Below are 17,821 nucleotides of genomic sequence, written 5' to 3'. Positions count from 1 at the left end.
AGGCCTTGCCCCCTTCAATGCCGATAGCGGCATTCATCGCGGCCAGCGCCATATCCGCGCCGGACGAAAGCGCGTGCGCGATGCCCTCTATATGGCGGCGCTGGTGGCCTACCGGCTAAAGTCGCCCTTCGCCCGCATGGTTCAAGCCATGCAGGCCAAAGGCAAACCGTTCAAGGTCATGATCATCGCCATCGCCCGCAAACTGCTCGTCATTGCAAATGCTATTCTCAGGGATAAAACCACATTCGAAGCAGCTTAAAACAACATGCATTAATACAGTTGCCAGCCGACGCGCGTCTGCGCGACGGGAAGAGTCCTTTCCGCCCAAGGACTTGGGCTGGCTGGATCCCTGTGACAGGCACAGGGATGAGGGAGGATGCCTGGCAATTACCCCCGTGGGAATTCCAGTCCCATTTCACGGAAGCGCTCGGGGTCGTCGCCCCAGTTCTCGCGCACCTTGACGAACAGGAAGAGATGAACGGGCTGTTCGAGGATTTCCGACAGCTCCTTGCGCGAGGCGGTGGAGATGGCCTTGATCGCATCGCCGTTCTTGCCGAGCGCGATCTTCTTCTGGCTGTCGCGCTCGACATAGATCACCTGCTCGATGCGCACGGAGCCGTCCTTGCGTTCTTCCCACTTTTCGGTCTCGACATGCGAGGCGTAGGGAAGCTCCTGATGCAGGCGCAGGAACAGTTTTTCTCGGGTGATTTCGGCAGCGAGCTGGCGCATCGGCAGATCGGAAATCTGGTCTTCCGGATAATACCACGGGCCTTCCGGCAGTTCGGCGGCCAGATAGTTCATCAGGTCCTCGCAACCCGAACCGTTGGTCGCCGAGATCATGAAGGTGCGGTCGAAGGCGACCGTCTCATTGGCGGCGGCGGCGAGCTTCAGAAGGTCCTCGCGCTTCACCTGATCGATCTTGTTGAGGCAGAGGATTTTCTTCTGCGGAACATCCTTCAGACCTTCGAGGATGGTTTCCGCATCGCCCTTCAGGCCGCGTTCGCTGTCGATCAGCAGCAGGATGAGATCGGCATCCTTCGCGCCGCCCCAGGCGGAGGTGACCATGGCGCGGTCCAGCCGGCGGCGCGGCTTGAAGATGCCGGGCGTGTCCATGAAAACGATCTGGGCATTGTCGTGAATGGCGATGCCGCGCATCACGGCGCGCGTCGTCTGCACCTTGTGGCTGACGATCGAAACCTTGGCGCCCACCAGCCGGTTCACCAGCGTCGACTTGCCGGCATTTGTGGGGCCGATGAGGGCGACAAAGCCGGAGCGGGTCGGAAGGGCGGCATCTTCGCCAGTCATGGCGGGGTTTTCGTGATCGGTCATGATATCCATTCAAGGTCAGAGGTATTCAACATGCGGCCAAAGGGTCCGCCATGCGCTCGATGTTCAGCACCCGGTTCGCCGGGCGCTCAGGTCCGGGTGGAGGTCTTCTGCCAGACGCCTTCGCGTTCCAGCAATCTTGTTGCCGCCACCTGTTCGGCCGCGCGCTTGGAGCGCTCGACGCCGGTTTCCGGCTTCACGCCGGGAATTTCGACAGTCACCGTAAAGCGGGGATCGTGATCCGGTCCGGAGCGATCGTCAACCCGGTAAGAGGGCGTCACCGCAAATCTGGCATGCGCCCATTCCTGCAACTCGGTCTTGGCGTCGCGTCGCCCGGCATCCACGCTGGTTGCGCGGCCCTGCCAATATTTCAGAATGAATTTGCGCGACGCTTCCAGCCCGCCATCCAGATAGATGGTGGCGATCAGGCTTTCGACGACATCGGCGCGCACGTTCAGCATCGCCTTGCCTGTCAGCTTCTTCACGTCGGATCCGGTGCGGATGAAATTATGCAGGCCCATCTCGTCGCCGATCGCGGCGCAGGATTCGGCGCTGACGAGCTGGTTCAGACGAACCGAAAGCTCGCCTTCGGTGGCGTTGCGGAAGGTGGAGAACAGCAATTCGGCGACACAGAGGCCGAGAACACGGTCGCCTAAAAATTCCAGCCGTTCGTAATTGCCGGCCGCTGCCGAGCGCGCACTGGCATGGGTCAAGGCCCGGTCAAGCCGGGCCTTTTCCTTGAATTCATATCCGATCAACGCTTCCAGACGGGAAATCTCGTCCGCCGAAAGCGGCTTGGTCTTGCTCATTCCACAACCTTGAAGAGGCGGTCCCAACGCATGTTGGCCGGCCATTCCCAAATGCGGCTGAACGGCGTGTCATTGCCCAGCGAGAAGAAGATGACGCTGGCGCGGCCGATCAGGTTTTCTTCCGGCACGAAACCGACGTCGAAGCGGCTGTCGAGCGAATTGTCTCTGTTGTCGCCCATCATGAAATAATGGCCTTCCGGCACCACGAATTCGCGGGTGTTGTCGCCGCGCGAATCCGGCGACTGGTCGAGCGTGTCATAGGTGACGCCATTGTCCAGCGTTTCGCGGAAGACCGGCACATTGGCGCCCGGATCGGCGCGGTAATCCGAGGTGAAGGCGCCGTCGGGCTGCTTCGGCACCGGCTGGCCGTTGATGAACAGCACGCCGTTCGTCACCTGGATGCGGTCGCCCGGCAGGCCGACGAGACGCTTGATGTAATCCACTTCAGGATTGGGCGGCAGGCGGAAGACCACGACATCGCCGCGCTTCGGCTTGCTGAATTCCAGAATACGGCCCGAAAACAGGTTCGGCGAGAAGGGCAGCGAATATTTCGAATAGCCGTAGGAGAACTTGTTGACGAAAAGATAGTCGCCAACCAGAAGCGTCGGCATCATCGAGCCGGACGGGATCGTGAAGGGCTGAAACAGCACGGTGCGGATGACCATGGCCAGCAGCAGCGCCTGAATGATGACCTTGACGTTCTCCCAGAGGGCGTTCTGCTTCTTTTCAGCTTTTTCCGACACTTAAAGACCTGCCTGATTGTTTCCCGGCTTCTTCGGCTTCACGAAGGCTTCCGGGCCGTTGTTTGTCGCGCCTGCGGCGGGTGAAGCGGTTTCACGCAGCCGGCAACGCTTTCATATTTCTGCGACTTCTCTAGAACCTTTCCAGCCCGAAGGGAAGCGCTTCTGTGACACGTCCGTAAATAGGACGCCAATGCGGCTTCACCGGGTCTTACCCGTTCACGGGAAGCGCCTCGATAATCACAAATGCCTGAGCGTAAGGAAAATCGTCCGTGATCGTCAGGTGAATATTGGCGCGGTGGCCGGCGGGCAGCAGCGCCGCCAGCCTTTCCCCTGCCCCATTGGTCAACACCATGGTGGGCTTGCCGCCCGGCAGATTGACGACGCCCATATCCTTCCAGAAAACGCCGTTCGCAAGGCCGGTCCCCAGCGCCTTGGAACAGGCTTCCTTGGCGGCGAAACGCTTGGCATAGGAAGCGGCGCGGTTCTTGCGGCCATCGGACTTGGCGCGCTCGATATCGGTGAAACAGCGATGGGTGAAGCGCTCGCCGAAACGTTCGATCGATTTTTCAACGCGGCGGATGTCGATCAGGTCGCTACCCAATCCAATGATCATTTCAGCATCTCCAGAGAAGCATTCTTGTTGGCGGCGCGATGCGCGAGATTTTCCATCTTGCGGCGCTGGAAACCGCTGATGAGACCATAAACGGCGATATAGGCGATGACCGCGCTGATAACGGCAGGAAGCAGCGCGCCGATGGTCATGGGTTCCAGCACCGGCGTCCATATCTGCCGGAACTCGAGATGGCTGAACAGCGCCACGAAATCCACATGCGCAGCGCTTTCCGTCTTCTGCCGGCCGAGGATGAAGTGCCCCAGCTCCCAGGTAGACGCCCAGATGAACGGAAATGTCAGCGGATTGGCGAAGGTGGTGCCGAGCGCCGCCGCCACGAGATTGACGCGCATGAGAAAGCCGAGCGCCATGGCGATGATGATATGAACGCCGAGAAACGGCGTCCACGCCACGCCGACACCGAGAGCGACACCGGCGGCAACCGAATGCGGAGAGGCGGAAAGCCGCAGAAGGCGCAGCTTCATATAGCGCAACGAACGGGAAAAACCCGTGCGCGGCCAGAAGAGGTCGCGAATCTTCTCTGAAAAACCAACGGGTTCACGGCGGCGAAACGGCATGGGGGCAGTCTATTTCATCCCCCCGGCCGCGCCAAGAGCATCATAGATGACGCAGGGATCTTTTGCAGGTGTATTCTCCGCTTCCGTCATTCCGGCCTTGAGCCGGAATCCAGCCGACGTGCGTCTGCGCGGCGAGAAGACTCTTTCCAGCCCAAGGACTTGGGCTGGCTGGATGCCGGATCAAGTCCGGCATGACGGACGCGGGATGTCACGAATACAGTGAATAGCGAGCCTTCGATATCAGTCCCAATTTAGTGTCGTCTATTGCGACAGGGGACTGAACCGGGATTTTTTGCGGCGTATTGGTCAACCAGTTTGGGACAACCGCTTGAAGCGCGCATTCACATAGTTTTGCAAGATACAGGGGCGAGCGTACCAACAACGGCCGCGCACCCTCCGAGTCTCATACGCATGGCGATGGGCTGCCATGCGCTGTGTGCATTACCGGCGGAACAGGCCGCGGTCGATTTCGCGCTGGCGGAATTCCAGGTCGACATTCGATACGGAAGCGCTGAGATATTCGAATTCGCGTTCCTGGGTGGTCTTGCCACGAACGGCGCGGGCGATCTTGCGAAGCGGAGTAAACATGATTTTCGGTCCTTTCGGTTTGGAACTGGCGTTTCTCATCGGTGTTCATCCACCGGCACGCCGCGTTTCCTTCTCTTCAATTTCTGAGAAGAAAATAGTCGCAAACCGCCTCCACCACCAGAGACAGGAAAAGGCCGCTGCCATGCACGAAACGCATAACAGCGGCCTTTTAGTATTTGCAAAGGATCAAAAATGCCTCAATCGAAGGCACGCGTCACGGTCGAGACGCAATCGAGATCCTTGAGCTGCGACAGAAGCTGGTTCAGCTGCCTGAGATCCCAGACTTCGACATCCAGCGCCAGCTCGGAGAAATCCGTGCCGATGCGCACCATGTTGAGGCCGCGAATATTGACGTCCAGCGTTGCAATCGACTGCGCCACCGAGGCGAGCGTGCCCGGCTCGTTCAGCGCATTGATCATCACCCGCGCCATGAAGCGCGACTTGTTGGCCTCATCGAGATCCCAGCGGACATCGATCCAGCGCTCCGGCTCGTCGTCGAAGCGTTGCAGCGCCGGCGCCTGAATGGGATAGATGGTGATGCCCTTGCCTTTTTCCATGATGCCGACGATGCGGTCACCCGGAACGGCGCCGGCCGCGCCGAAATGCACGTCGACATTGCCGGAAAGGCCACGGATGGGCAGCGGGTCCGGCCCATCCAGCATCTCGGCCGCACCGTCGTCCTCGAGAACGGAGCGCGACTTGCCGGGGATCTTGAAGACCATGCCGGAGGCGCTGCGCATGTTGAACCAGCCATCGTCGCCAGTCATCTTCACCGTCACGCGCTCATCCTGATAATCCGGATAGACCGCACGCAGCACATCGAGCGAGGAAACCTCACCGCGACCGACGGCGGCGATGGCGTCTTCGACATCCTTCTGCGCCAGGCGATGCAGCACGGGCTTCAGCGCTTCCCGCGAGAAGGCCTTGCCGGCGCGCTCGAAGGTGCGTTCCAGAATACGGTAACCGAGGCCGGAATATTGCTTGCGGATGGCCATGCGGGTGGCGCGGCGGATGGCCGAGCGGGCCTTGCCCGTCACCACCACCTCTTCCCAAGCGGCCGGCGGCACCTGCACGCCGGAGCGGATGATCTCCACCTCGTCGCCATTGTTCAGGCGGGTGACGAGCGGCATGATCCGGCCGTTGATCTTGGCGCCTACCGTGGTGTCACCGATATTGGTGTGAACCGCATAGGCGAAATCGATGGGCGTCGCGCCGCGCGGAAGCGCAATCAGCTTGCCTTTGGGCGTGAAGCAGAACACCTGATCCTGGAAGAGTTCGAGCTTGGTATGCTCGAGGAACTCTTCCGGGCTGTCGCCTTCGGCCAGCGATTCGATGGTGTGGCGCAGCCAGGAATAGGCATTCGATTCCGGCGAGAGCAGATCGCCCTCCCCGTTCTCGCCATCCTTGTAAAGCGCATGGGCGGCGATGCCGAATTCGGCGATCTCGTGCATGCGCTTGGTACGGATCTGCAGCTCGATACGCTGGCGCGACGGGCCGACGATGGTGGTGTGGATGGAGCGATAATCGTTCTGCTTTGGGGTGGAGATGTAATCCTTGAAGCGGCCCGGCACCACGCGCCAGCGGGTGTGCACGATGCCCAGCGCCCGGTAGCAGGAGGGAATGTCGTCCACCAGAATGCGGAAACCGTAGACATCGGAAAGCTGCTCGAAGGAGAGCGACTTCGACTGCATCTTGCGGAACACCGAATAGGGCTTCTTCTGACGCCCTTTAACGTTGGCCCCGATGAGGCCGTTCGCCACGAGAAGCTCGCGCAACTCGTCCTCGATCTTCTTGATGAGGCCTTCATTGCGCGTTTCCAGTTCCTGAAGACGGTTGGTCACCGTCTCGTAGGCTTCCGGGTTGAGATAACGGAAGGACAGGTCCTCCAGCTCGTCGCGCATATCCTGCATACCCATGCGGCCGGCGAGCGGCGCATAGATTTCCATCGTCTCCTCGGAAATGCGGCTGCGCTTGTCGGCCGGCATATATTCCATGGTGCGCATATTGTGCAGGCGGTCGGCGAGCTTCACCAGGAGAACGCGCACGTCGTCGGAAATCGCGAGCAGCAGCTTGCGCAGGTTTTCCGCCTGCTTGGCCTTGCGGGTAACGAGGTCAAGCTTCTTGAGCTTGGTCAGCCCTTCCACCAGCCGGCCGATATCCTCGCCGAACAGCTCGTCGATTTCAGCGCGGGTGGCGGTGGTGTCCTCGATCGTATCGTGCAGCAGCGCCACCGCGATGGTCGATTCGTCGAGATGCATTTCGGTGAGGATCGCGGCAACTTCGAGCGGATGCGAAATATAGGGGTCGCCATTGGCCCGCTTCTGCTGGCCATGTTTCTGCATGGCGTAAACATAGGCCTTGTTCAGCAGGGCCTCATTCGCATCCGGTTTATATTTTTGAACCCGCTCGACGAGTTCGTATTGCCGCATCATGCGATATTCCACAAAAAGAAAGCGCGCCAACCTGAGGGTCGGCGCACAATGCTGCATCAATAGGGATCAGATTATGACGGCAACTATTGACAGACGGTAACCGCCGCCTGCCAAAGGCATCATAAAATCCTATCAATAGTCGTCATTTTTTTCCGGCGGCACAAGGCCTTCGATGCCGGCCAGCAGTTCTTCTTCCGACATCTGGTCGAAAGTAACGGTTTCCGGCTGGTCGTCTTCCTCGCTGTCGGCAGCGGCAGCGGCGAGCGTGACCGGATCGGGCTCGGGCTCGTCCACTTCCACATGCTTCTGCAGCGAGTGGATCAGGTCTTCCTTCAGATCGTCGGGAGACAGGGTCTCGTCGGCGATTTCGCGCAGCGCCACAACCGGGTTCTTGTCGTTGTCGCGGTCAACCGTGATGGAGGAGCCTTGAGAAATCTGGCGCGCACGGTGGCTGGCGAGAAGCACCAGCTCGAAACGGTTGTCTACTTTATCAATGCAATCTTCAACTGTGACGCGGGCCATTGCCTGTCCTTTGCGGGTCGTAATGTCGTGGATCAGAGCGCCGTGCGATGTTCGGGGTGCACAAGGGTTGCTCTAACCTATTGAATCTGCGCTTCGTGCCTTGCGAAAAACATTCAAGATTTCTCGCGACGATGCTTTCCAGCTTCCGATACAGCCATTGGCCGCGGAATTCAAGTTTTTCCTGTCTTTGGCGTCTTTTGGCACCTTATTGCCCACCTTTGGCGTCTGATGAACAAAATGTCTAGAAGAATTGTCTTGGAATAAGGGGGAAGGTAGCTTACTTAAAACGCAACGGCGATACGCAAAGCTCGTTGATACGACATGTTTTTTTGCGTTATCGACCGGATATAAAAGCCAGATAATGGCCTTTCCAAAAAAAGGAATGGGATGGAATGTTCGATCCACGGGAGAAAATTGCGCTCTTCATAGACGGAGCCAATCTTTATGCAGCATCGAAAAGCCTGGGATTCGATATCGACTACCGCAAGCTCCTGAAGGCGTTTCAAAAGCGTGGATATCTGCTGCGCGCCTATTATTACACCGCGCTCATCGAGGATCAGGAATATTCCTCGATCCGCCCGCTGATCGACTGGCTGGATTATAACGGCTACAAGGTCGTGACGAAGCCGGCGAAGGAATTTACCGACGCTCTCGGCCGCCGCAAGATCAAGGGCAACATGGATATCGAACTGGCAGTCGATGCCATGGAACAGTCCGAAACGGTCGATCATCTGGTGCTCTTCTCCGGCGACGGCGATTTCACCACGCTGGTAGATGCGCTGCAGCGCAAGGGCCGCAAGGTTTCCGTGGTTTCCACCATGGCCACGCAGCCCGCCATGATCGCCGATGACCTGCGCCGCCAGGCCGATCACTTCATCGATCTGATGACGCTGAAGGCCGAGATCGGGCGCGACCCGAACGAGCGCCCTGCCCGGCACGCCGAAAGCCCGGAAACGATCTGATCCCGGCTTTCGCATGGCTGATATTTCAGAAACGCGCCCGTCGCAAAGACGGGCGCGTTTTTGTTTGACACCCTGTCGGCAGGGCAAAAATTCCCCTTTGAATTAACAACCGTCAAATCCGACCAGTCGAAATTATATCTTGGTTAATTTTAGACGTGTCTAAATCACGCAACGACACCAGCGACGTGATTGGGTGTCAAAGCAGGATGACTAGACATGCATGGCCAGACAAAAACCGACCGACAGCTCGATGAAAGACTGAATTTTCTGGGGCTCGGCCACGAGCAGCGGCAAAATCTTTCAGACATGAAGGGCGTCATCACCGGCTCTCTCGATGCATCTCTGGATCGTTTTTACGCGAAGGTTCGCTCAGTACCGGAGACGGCGAAATTCTTCGCCAACGACGCGCATGTGCAGCACGCCAAGGGCATGCAACTCAAACACTGGGCAAGGATCGCTTCCGGCACATTCAATGCGGATTATACCGATGCCGTAACCGCCATCGGCCGCACCCATGCGAGACTGGGGCTGGAGCCGAGATGGTACATCGGCGGTTATGCCCTGATGCTCGACGGCATCGTCAAGGCCCTGGTCGAGTCCGAATTGAAGGGCTTTTTCATGGAAAAGAAGGCCAAGAAGGTGAAGGACGCCTTGTCGGCCACCATCAAGGCCGCCCTTCTCGACATGGATTATTCGATTTCCGTCTATCTCGACGTGCTGGCCGCCGAGCGGCAGAAGGTGGAAGCCGAACAGGCGCAGATGAAGAGGGAACAGGAGCACGTTCTCGCACTGCTCAACAGCGCCCTCGACAGGCTGGCCAATGGCGACCTCACCTCCAGCATCGGCGAAAAGACCGCACCGCAATTCGAAGGGCTTGTCGCCAATTTCAACGCTGCGGTCGGCAATCTCTCCGGTGCATTTGCGCAGATCGTCGAAGAGGCGAACAAGATTTCCGGCAATACGCGCGAGCTGACTTCCGCGACCGACGACATGGCCCGCCGCACGGAGCAGCAGGCCGCCGCCCTTGAGGAAACCGCCGCCGCCGTCGAGGAAATCACCACCATTTCCAAATTGTCGGCGCAGCGTTCCGAAGAGGCCAAGGCCATTGTCGAAAGCTCGGCCGTTGAAGCCGCGCGCTCGCGCGATGTGGTAACGGAAGCGGTGAAAGCAATGGGGGCCATCGAGGACTCATCGCAGAAGATCACCCAGATCATCTCCGTCATCGACGAGATTTCGTTCCAGACCAATCTTCTGGCGCTGAATGCAGGCGTCGAGGCCGCGCGCGCCGGCGAGGCCGGCAAGGGGTTCGCCGTCGTCGCCCAGGAAGTGCGTGAACTCGCACAGCGCTCCGCCACCGCCGCGAAGGAAATCAAGACGCTGATCGCCAAGTCTTCCGAAGACGTGATGCAGGGTGTTTCACTGGTCAACAAGACGGGCGAATCCCTGAATACGATCGGCAATAAGGTGGATCACATCCAGGAACATATCGCCTCGCTGACCAAGGCGGCGCAGGAACAGTCCGTCGGCATTCAGGAAATCAATGCCGCCATCAACAGCATGGACAACCTGACCCAGAAGAATGCGGCCATGGTGGAAGAGACGAATGCGGCCACGCATAATCTGAGCGATGTCAGCGCCAATCTGGCGGCGCTTGTCAGCCGGTTCAGCGTTTCGACGACGAAGGCGCATGTGGAGCGGACGTACCGGGCGGCGTGACGGGCACAGCGGGCAGCAACACACTCCCGTCATCCCGGCCTTGAGCCGGGATCCAGCCAGCCCAAGTCCTTGGGTTGAAAGGACTCTTTCCACGGCGCAGACGCGCCATGGCTGGATGTTGGATCAAGTCCGGCATGACGGAAGAACAAGTAGCGAAAGGCCGCCACCCTCTACGCCGCTAAATTTCCTGCCGCTCAGGCATTGCCACCCTTCAGCAACCGCGATTTCTGCCGGTTCCAGTCGCGTTCCTTCTCCGTCTCGCGCTTGTCGTGCAGCTTCTTGCCCTTGGCGAGCGCCAGCTCAAGCTTCGCGCGGCCCCTGTCGTTGAAATAGATCTTCAAGGGCACCAGCGTCATGCCTTCACGGTTGATGCCGGCGCGCAGGCGGTTGATCTCGCGCTTGCTCAGAAGCAGCTTGCGGCGGCGGCGCGGCTCGTGGTTGAAACGGTTGGCCTGCAGATATTCCGGCAGGTGGGAATTGATGAGCCAGATTTCATCGCCCTCGTCAGACGCGTAGGATTCGGCGATATTCGCCTTGCCTTCGCGCAGCGACTTGACCTCGGTGCCAGTCAGCACGAGCCCTGCCTCATAGGTGTCGATGATTTCGTAGTTGAAGCGAGCCTTGCGGTTTTCCGCAACGATCTTGTTCACCACGCGCTGGCTGCCTTTGGGGGCCATGATATTTCAATCCCTTGTTTTTCTTATTGCGCCTTCGGCTTACCGCCGAGAGCGGTTTTCGAACCCCTATTTAATGTTGTCGCCGCGAAAAGAAAAGGCGCGCCGAACGGCTTCTGTTGCGAAGCGGTTCATGGCGCGCCTTAAACGCTTTCGGACCCGTCTCAGTTCATCAGGCCGGCGTGTTTCAGCGCCGCGTCGATGGCCGCTTCCGTTGCCGGTTCCAGCGTACTCATCAAGGGCGAACGGACCCGGCGATTGCCGCCGCGCGTCTTCGACAGCGCATATTTGGTGCCGCAGACGCCGGGCTCCATGAAGATCGCCTTGTGCAGCGGCATCAGGCGATCCTGATAATCCAGCGCCTTGGCATAATCGCCGGCGAGCATCGCCGCCTGGAACTCCGAACAGAGGCGCGGCGCGACATTGGCGGTGACGGAAATGCAGCCGACGCCGCCATGGGCGTTGAAGCCGAGCGCCGTGCCATCCTCACCCGAAAGCTGGATGAAATCCTTGCCGCAGGAAATGCGCTGTTCGGAAACGCGGTCGATCTTGCCGGTCGCATCCTTGACGCCGACGATGTTCCTGTGCGCCTTGACCAGCGCGCCCATGGTTTCCGGCGACATATCCACCACCGAGCGCGGCGGGATATTGTAGATGACGATAGGCAGCTTCACCGCTTCGGCGACAGCGGAAAAATGCGCAAACAGGCCCTTCTGGGTCGGCTTGTTGTAATAGGGAGTGACAACCAAGAGCGCATCTGCGCCGGCTTCCTGCGCGTGCAGTGCAAGCTCGATCGCCTCATCGGTATTGTTGGAGCCAGCGCCCGCAATGACCGGAACCCGTTTCGCCGCTACCTCGATGCACAGCTCGACGACACGTTTGTGCTCGTCGTGGGAGAGGGTTGGAGATTCCCCCGTCGTGCCCACGGGCACAAGTCCGTTGCTGCCTTCGGCGATCTGCCATTCCACATGGGCGGCAAATGCCTGTTCGTCCACGGCGCCATTGTCCGTGAACGGGGTAATGAGGGCGGGAATTGATCCCTTGAACATGCAAAGCTCCTGGCGCCGAGCCGGTTCATGCTTCGGCCGCATTCGATGGTTAAAACCGGCACACATTAGTGCCAGCCCTTGGCGCCGACAAGCGCAAAGGAAGCCTATTTTGTCCGAAATTGTCGGAAGTGTGACAGTCTCCGGGCCGTGATCGGCGAGCAGAAAAAGCAGGCGCCGAAAAGAAGCGTAGCTCTCGGGCCGGTGAATAAAAGTTGATTGAATTGCAGGGCGGCGATTAACATTTCATTAAGCCTGAAATCCCAAGATTTCCGGGTGGGACATCAGACCGTTTTCGGCAATCCCGTTGCAATGTAGCGATATTACAAGAAAGTCGGCAACTCCGTTACACGATGAAGAACGGCATGAAAAAGACAGTCTGGGGATTGATGGCGGCGGGCCTTGCCGCAACCGTTTGGAACGCATTGGCCGGGCCGCTGCCGGAAGGTGCGGCCCCCCTTCCCTATGTCAAGCCGAATGCGCCGACCGTTCCGGCCTTCATGCCGGCCTTGCCCGAGATCACCGGCGCCATACCGCGCCTCGACCGCCCCGACGATACAAGCCAGTTGAAGGCCGGCCTTGACGCGCTTTCCAGCCGCGATGCGGCCCGCGCGATTGCGTTGCGCAACACCATGCCGACCGGCAGCCTCGACCGCCATATCCTCACCTGGGCAATCGCCGTTTCCGGCCAGAAGGACGTCGCCTCCGCCGAAATCGCCGCCGCGCAGCGCGAGCTCTCCGGCTGGCCGGGCGCTGCCACCCTGCGCGCCAATTCCGAAAAAGCGCTTTACCGAGAAGATCCGCCGGCGTCGCAGGTGCTTGCCGCCTTCGGCAATAGCCGGCCAGAAACCGCGGAAGGCAGCGTGGTGCTCGCCAAGGCGCTCGCCTCCTCCGGCAAGGGTGCGGAATCGCAGCGTCTCATTCGCCAGCTCTGGGTCAGCGAAGGTATGGACAAGGACATGGAAGACCGTGTTCTTGCTGAGTTTCCCACCTATCTGACGCCCGCCGACCACAAGGCGCGCATGGATTATCTGATGTATCGCAGCCGCATCGGCCAGGCGAAGCGTTTCGGCGATCTCGGCAAGGCGCAGTCGCTTTACAATGCCTGGGCAGCCGTGCTGCAGCGATCCACCACTGCGACTGCGCTCATCGGCAAGGTCGATGCCTCCTGGCGCAGCGACCCCGCCTATCTTTTCGCGCGGGTGGAAAACCTGCGCAACCAGCAGAAATATCCCGAAGCCGCCGTGCTTTTACGGCAGGCCCCGAAGGAAACGGCCAAGCTCGTCAATCCGGGCGAATGGTGGAACGAGCGGCGCATCGTTGCGCGTGGCGTCGCCGATCTCGGCGATTTCGCCGAAGCCTATCGCATCGTCGCCAATCATTCGGCCACCTCCGCCGTCGATGTTGCCGATGCGGAATTCCATGCCGGCTGGTATGCGCTGAGAGCGCTGCGCGATCCGGCAACGGCTTCGCGCCACTTCAACACGCTGCTTCAGACCTCGAACCGGCCGCTTTCGGCGTCGCGCGCCTATTATTGGCTCGGGCGGGCGGCGGAAGCCGGCGGACCGGGGGATGCCCGCGACTTCTTCACCAAAGCCGCCGCTCATCCCGGCACGTTTTACGGTCAGCTCGCCGCTGCGCGAATCGGTGCAAAAACACTAAACGTCACCTATCCGAGCCCCAGCAGCGGCGACCGCGAACGTTTCGCCGGCCGCGAAGCCGTGCGCGCCATCGACCGGCTGGAAGCGGCCGGTTACGGTTGGCGGGCCGACAGCCTTTATCGTTCGCTGGCGGAACAACTCGACAGCCCCGGCGAACTTGCCATTCTGGCGGCGCGGGCGGAAGGAAACGGCAATCATCAGGTCTCGCTGCAAATCGGCAAGACGGCCTTCAGCCGCGGCATCGATGCCGCAGCTCTCGCCTATCCGCTCGGTGTCATTCCTGCCAGCGCCAATATTGCCGGCTCCGGCAAGGCGCTTGCCTATGCAATTGCCCGGCAGGAAAGCGCCTTCAACCCGGCCGCCGTTTCCGCCGCCAATGCGCGCGGCCTGCTGCAACTGCTGCCCGGAACCGCCAAGGGCGTGGCCGGACGCCATGGCCTGCCCTACACCCAGGCTCGGCTGACCACCGATGCGGGCTACAACGCCACGCTCGGCGCGCATTATCTCGGTGAGCAGATCGACAGTTTCGGCGGCTCCTATATTCTCACCTTCATCGCCTATAATGCCGGGCCCAAGCGCGTGCCGGAATGGATCGCCCGTTATGGCGACCCGCGCGGCAAGCCAATCGACGAGGTGGTCGACTGGATCGAGCGCATCCCCTTCCCCGAAACCCGCAATTACGTGCAGCGGGTGATGGAGAATTATCAGGTCTACAAGACGAGGCTCGGGCAACAGGCCGATATCGTTGACGACCTGCGCCATGGGCGTGCGGGGTGAAGCCGGGTTCCTTAGCTGACGAGCGGCGCATTCAAACACCTGCCGGCGAGCGCTTCTGACCGCTGTGAAGCCTAAAGTTCCCTTGCGTCATGCTCGGGCCTGTCCCGAGCATCTGCAACGTTCAGATTTCATGCGACGTGATTGGATCACTGGGACAAGCCCAAGGATGACACCGACGGCTTGGGCAGATGAGCGACAGGTGGGCTGGTCGATGCTTCAAAGCCGACACAGTGTTCGACGACGCATAGTCCCATCTATTTTCCAAAAGAAAAACCCCGGCATTTCTGCCGGGGTTTCCATCACTGACTATGTCAGATCAGATTAGAACGTGCGCTGAAGGCGAACGAAACCGGTCCAGCTGTCGCCAGTCGGTCCATCGACGTCCTGGTAGTTGGCGGTAACCTTGGCATCCAGACCCTGGGTGATCTTGTAATCAACCGTCAGGCCAGCGCGCCATGCATCGTTGTCGCCGGTGAAGTCGCCGTCCGGAGCGATGTCGATCGTGCCGAGGTACTGAGCAGCAGGCGTGATGGTCAGCTTGTCAGTTGCCTTGATTGCGTATTCAGCAGCAACTGCCCACTCGGACTCTTCGTAGTAGTAGTTTGCGCCGGAAGCCCAAACGCCAGAGAGACCGAAGGTGCCGGGGCCGATGTCAGCATACAGGATAGCGCGGATTGCGCCGTTTTCCTGGTCCGTGTCATAGGAGCCGAGCAGGTTGGCGGTGATCGCACCGAACTTGGCGCCGATGATACCGCTGACGCCAACGTTGTTCGGGCCTTCGAAGGTGCCACCCTTGGCAACGCCGAGGTTGGACGTGCCGTCACGTACGGAGTCGAGTTCTTCAACGCTGATACCTGCGTAGAACGAACCAGCGTCGTAGGTGTAACGCAGAGCGTTGCCACGAGTGGTGTTCGAAGACAGGATATCGGTTTCGCCGGAGAGATCGTCATCCCACCAGGTGTACATGTAACCGACCTTCAGGCCGCCGAGCTCGATGAAAGCCTGGTCGACGTTGACGCCACGGTCGCTGTCGTTGTTAGCCTGACCACGCAGACCGATGTAGCCACGCAGAGCGCCGAGCTCGGTGTCGGTGCGGGTGTCGATGTTGAACTGGGCGCGCGTGAACGAGTTCCAGTCAGACGTACCGGACTGATTGCGGCCGAAGTCGGTCTGGAAACGGATGTAACCGTCGAACTTCAGGCAGGTTTCGGTGCCGGGGATGTAGAAGAAGCCGGTGCCGAAAGCGTCGCAGACGCGAACATATTCCAGGGGCTCGGGCTCGGCAGCGACGATAGCGTCAGCGGCCTGTGCGCCGGATACTGCTGCGAGAGCTGCAGCGGAGCCGATGAGAAGGCTCTTGATGTTCATGGTTGACCTCCAGTCAAACGCTTAATCTTCTAAGCAGCGGGTGGGAAAGCACTTCAGAAATGCGTGCCGCTTATGGAGATGATTAGAGCCAAAACCGGCCGCACAGGCAATCCTAATCATGACAGAAGGAAGACAGTAAGGTGTCCTTAGTTTTTCATTGTTGCGAAATAGCTACAATTCTAACCGACGGGACCCCATTCGTTAAAAAAACGTTAATAACTTATGCTTTTCAGTAACTTAACAAGAGGCTCGAAAAATCCGTCCTGAGAAAACCCACGAGATCACCTGAATCTGGACACGATCAGGCCACTGAAAATTGTTCAAAAGACGATTGCAATGTGCAGAGGACCCTACTTCTGCAAGAAAAAAACTGACCGAAAAGCAAAAGCCCGCAGCTTCGGATTCCTTAACCGACTCAAGTCTCCCCAATACCGAACGAATCGATGGACATGCATAGCGGTCGGCTCTGAGGATAAAGCTGCAGAAAATCGAAACGCCGTCACGATCTCACCGCCCGCCGCGATGCCCACCCAATCAAGATGCCATTCAAACAAAAAAGCCCGGCTCGAGAGCCGGGCTTTCCATCACTGACAATGTCAGATCAGATTAGAACGTGCGCTGAAGGCGAACGAAACCAACCCAGCTGTCGCCAGCGCCGGTGTCAACACCTTCGGTGCCGTCGACGTCCTGGTAGTTAACCGAAACGAGCGTAGAGAGGCCCTGGGTGATCTTGTAGCCAACAGCTACACCAGCGCGCCATGCATCGCGGTCGCCAACGAACTGGTTGTCAGCACCGATGTCGATCGTACCGAAGTACTGAACGCCGGGGGTGATGGTCAGCTTGTCGGTTGCCTTGATTGCGTATTCAGCAGCAACAGTCCACTCGGACTCTTCGTAGTACTTGTTCGCGCCAGAAGCCCAAACGCCGGAGAGGCCAAGCGTGCCCGGGCCGATGTCAGCCGTGACGATACCGCGGATTGCGCCTTCTTCTGCGTCGGTGTCGTAGCCGCCGAGCAGGTTAGCGTTTACGCCGCCGAACTTAGCGCCGATGATAGCGGAGATACCAACGTTGTTCGGGCCTTCGAACGAACCGCCCTTTACGAAGTCGTCAGAGATGTTGGAACCGCCGCGAGCAGCTTCGAGTTCTTCAACTGCAACGCCAACGTAGAACGAGCCAGCGTCGTACGTGTAACGGATAGCGTTCAGACGAGTCTGGTTCGAGCTGAGGCTGTCAACTTCGCCGGAGAGACCGTCATCCCACCAGTTGTAGTAGTAACCGACCTTCAGGCCGCCGAGTTCGATGAAAGCCTGGTCAACAACAACGCCACGGTTGCTGTCGTTGTCGGCCTGGCCGCGGAAGCCGATGTAACCGCGCAGAGCGCCCAGCTCGGTGTCGGTGCGGGTGTCGATGTTGAACTGAGCGCGCGTGAACGAATCCCAGTCAGACGTGCCGGACTTGTTACGGCCGAAGTCGGTCTGGAAACGGATGTAACCGTCGAACTTCAGGCAGGTTTCGGTGCCGGGGATGTAGAAGAAGCCGGTGCCGAAAGCGTCGCAAACGCGAACGTATTCCAGGGGCTCAGGCTCAGCAGCGACGATAGCGTCGGCAGCGTGAGCGCCGGATACTGCTGCGAGAGCCGCAGCGGAGCCGATCAGAAGGCTCTTGATGTTCATGGTTGACCTCCAGTCAAAGTTTTTAAGTGGGTCTGGGTACTTTCGCTGAAGGACAGCATTCCCTGCCCCATTCCCGTGTTCTTAGAAGCCAAACGATCCACCGCCTCGCTTCTGGTGGTGAAAATACAAAAGGTTTCGCCGCTTGCAATCGCCAACATCCGATAAATAGCATTTACGTATATGCTTCATTTCGGTTTGTTGCGGAAACAACACACAGTGCGCAGGCGGCCGATTACCGCTTTTACAGTACGTTAAGAATTTTCTTGAAAATCCGTTAGTTAGCGAGGTTAACAAGGTCTTTCTAAACTACCGGCTTTTTCGGCCATTCCCTACTC

At 59.1% G+C, this 17,821-nt stretch carries 16 protein-coding genes; 4 read left to right on the top strand and 12 right to left on the bottom strand.

Going from position 1 to position 17,821, the window contains the following annotated elements:
• On the top strand, nucleotides 1–259 hold a 259-nt coding region (locus EM858_RS24865; RefSeq protein ID WP_164865561.1), incomplete at its 5' end, for a transposase.
• Between the two features lie 128 nt (nucleotides 260–387).
• Here EM858_RS24865 and era read toward each other — a convergent pair.
• From era to rpoZ, 8 genes are all read right to left on the bottom strand, one after another.
• Nucleotides 388–1,329, bottom strand: a complete 942-nt coding sequence (gene era, locus EM858_RS24855) for a GTPase Era (RefSeq protein ID WP_080818766.1) — start codon at nucleotides 1,327–1,329, stop codon at nucleotides 388–390.
• 86 nt (nucleotides 1,330–1,415) lie between these two features.
• Complete coding sequence (rnc, locus tag EM858_RS24850; RefSeq protein WP_127758304.1) at nucleotides 1,416–2,135, bottom strand: ribonuclease III; 720 nt, start codon at nucleotides 2,133–2,135, stop codon at nucleotides 1,416–1,418.
• Entirely contained in the window at nucleotides 2,132–2,878 is a 747-nt protein-coding gene (gene lepB / locus EM858_RS24845; RefSeq protein ID WP_127758303.1) for a signal peptidase I, read from the bottom strand. Before lepB ends, rnc begins: the two co-directional genes overlap by 4 nt.
• 208 nt (nucleotides 2,879–3,086) lie before the next feature.
• The gene (gene acpS, locus EM858_RS24840; RefSeq protein ID WP_003521129.1) at nucleotides 3,087–3,491 is read right to left on the bottom strand and encodes a holo-ACP synthase; all 405 of its coding nucleotides are present in this window, start codon (nucleotides 3,489–3,491) and stop codon (nucleotides 3,087–3,089) included.
• Nucleotides 3,488–4,066, bottom strand: coding sequence for a DUF2062 domain-containing protein (locus tag EM858_RS24835; RefSeq protein ID WP_035262677.1), 579 nt, complete (start codon nucleotides 4,064–4,066; stop codon nucleotides 3,488–3,490). Before EM858_RS24835 ends, acpS begins: the two co-directional genes overlap by 4 nt.
• Nucleotides 4,067–4,507: 441 nt before the next feature.
• The gene (locus EM858_RS24830) at nucleotides 4,508–4,654 is read right to left on the bottom strand and encodes a DUF3563 domain-containing protein (RefSeq protein ID WP_162180472.1); all 147 of its coding nucleotides are present in this window, start codon (nucleotides 4,652–4,654) and stop codon (nucleotides 4,508–4,510) included.
• A 197-nt stretch (nucleotides 4,655–4,851) separates the two neighbouring features.
• The gene (locus tag EM858_RS24820) at nucleotides 4,852–7,086 is read right to left on the bottom strand and encodes a bifunctional (p)ppGpp synthetase/guanosine-3',5'-bis(diphosphate) 3'-pyrophosphohydrolase (protein WP_003521127.1); all 2,235 of its coding nucleotides are present in this window, start codon (nucleotides 7,084–7,086) and stop codon (nucleotides 4,852–4,854) included.
• Between the two features lie 132 nt (nucleotides 7,087–7,218).
• Nucleotides 7,219–7,608 carry a DNA-directed RNA polymerase subunit omega gene (gene rpoZ, locus EM858_RS24815; RefSeq protein WP_003521126.1) on the bottom strand — a complete coding sequence of 130 codons (390 nt, stop codon included), beginning with the start codon at nucleotides 7,606–7,608 and terminating at the stop codon, nucleotides 7,219–7,221.
• Between the two features lie 392 nt (nucleotides 7,609–8,000).
• Here rpoZ and EM858_RS24810 point away from each other — a divergent pair, with 392 nt between their 5' ends.
• Together EM858_RS24810 and EM858_RS24805 are read left to right on the top strand one after the other, a co-directional pair.
• On the top strand, nucleotides 8,001–8,570 hold the full coding sequence (locus EM858_RS24810; RefSeq protein WP_003521125.1) for an NYN domain-containing protein: 570 nt from the start codon (nucleotides 8,001–8,003) through the stop codon (nucleotides 8,568–8,570).
• A gap of 216 nt (nucleotides 8,571–8,786) precedes the next feature.
• Complete coding sequence (locus EM858_RS24805; protein WP_127758301.1) at nucleotides 8,787–10,286, top strand: globin-coupled sensor protein; 1,500 nt, start codon at nucleotides 8,787–8,789, stop codon at nucleotides 10,284–10,286.
• A 194-nt stretch (nucleotides 10,287–10,480) separates the two neighbouring features.
• Here EM858_RS24805 and smpB read toward each other — a convergent pair whose 3' ends face one another.
• Together smpB and dapA are read right to left on the bottom strand one after the other, a co-directional pair.
• Entirely contained in the window at nucleotides 10,481–10,963 is a 483-nt protein-coding gene (smpB, locus tag EM858_RS24800) for an SsrA-binding protein SmpB (protein ID WP_003524122.1), read from the bottom strand.
• Between the two features lie 161 nt (nucleotides 10,964–11,124).
• A complete protein-coding gene (dapA, locus tag EM858_RS24795) occupies nucleotides 11,125–12,009 on the bottom strand; it encodes a 4-hydroxy-tetrahydrodipicolinate synthase (protein ID WP_003524121.1) in 885 nt (294 codons plus the stop codon).
• Nucleotides 12,010–12,371: 362 nt separating this feature from the next.
• Between dapA and EM858_RS24785 the strand changes: the two genes are divergently transcribed.
• The gene (locus EM858_RS24785) at nucleotides 12,372–14,444 is read left to right on the top strand and encodes a lytic transglycosylase domain-containing protein (protein ID WP_164865560.1); all 2,073 of its coding nucleotides are present in this window, start codon (nucleotides 12,372–12,374) and stop codon (nucleotides 14,442–14,444) included.
• Nucleotides 14,445–14,765: 321 nt separating this feature from the next.
• Here EM858_RS24785 and EM858_RS24780 read toward each other — a convergent pair whose 3' ends face one another.
• Nucleotides 14,766–15,812, bottom strand: a complete 1,047-nt coding sequence (locus tag EM858_RS24780; protein ID WP_127758300.1) for a porin — start codon at nucleotides 15,810–15,812, stop codon at nucleotides 14,766–14,768.
• 606 nt (nucleotides 15,813–16,418) lie between these two features.
• Entirely contained in the window at nucleotides 16,419–17,486 is a 1,068-nt protein-coding gene (locus tag EM858_RS24775) for a porin (protein ID WP_127758299.1), read from the bottom strand.
• Nucleotides 17,487–17,821 lie beyond the last annotated feature (335 nt).

Origin of the sequence: Agrobacterium sp. CNPSo 2736, from assembly GCF_004005385.1 — a bacterium.
Taxonomy (GTDB): Bacteria; Pseudomonadota; Alphaproteobacteria; order Rhizobiales; family Rhizobiaceae; genus Agrobacterium; species Agrobacterium leguminum.
The sequence above is the reverse complement of the archived record's forward strand: the minus strand, read 5'-3'. Positions and strand labels throughout refer to the sequence as shown.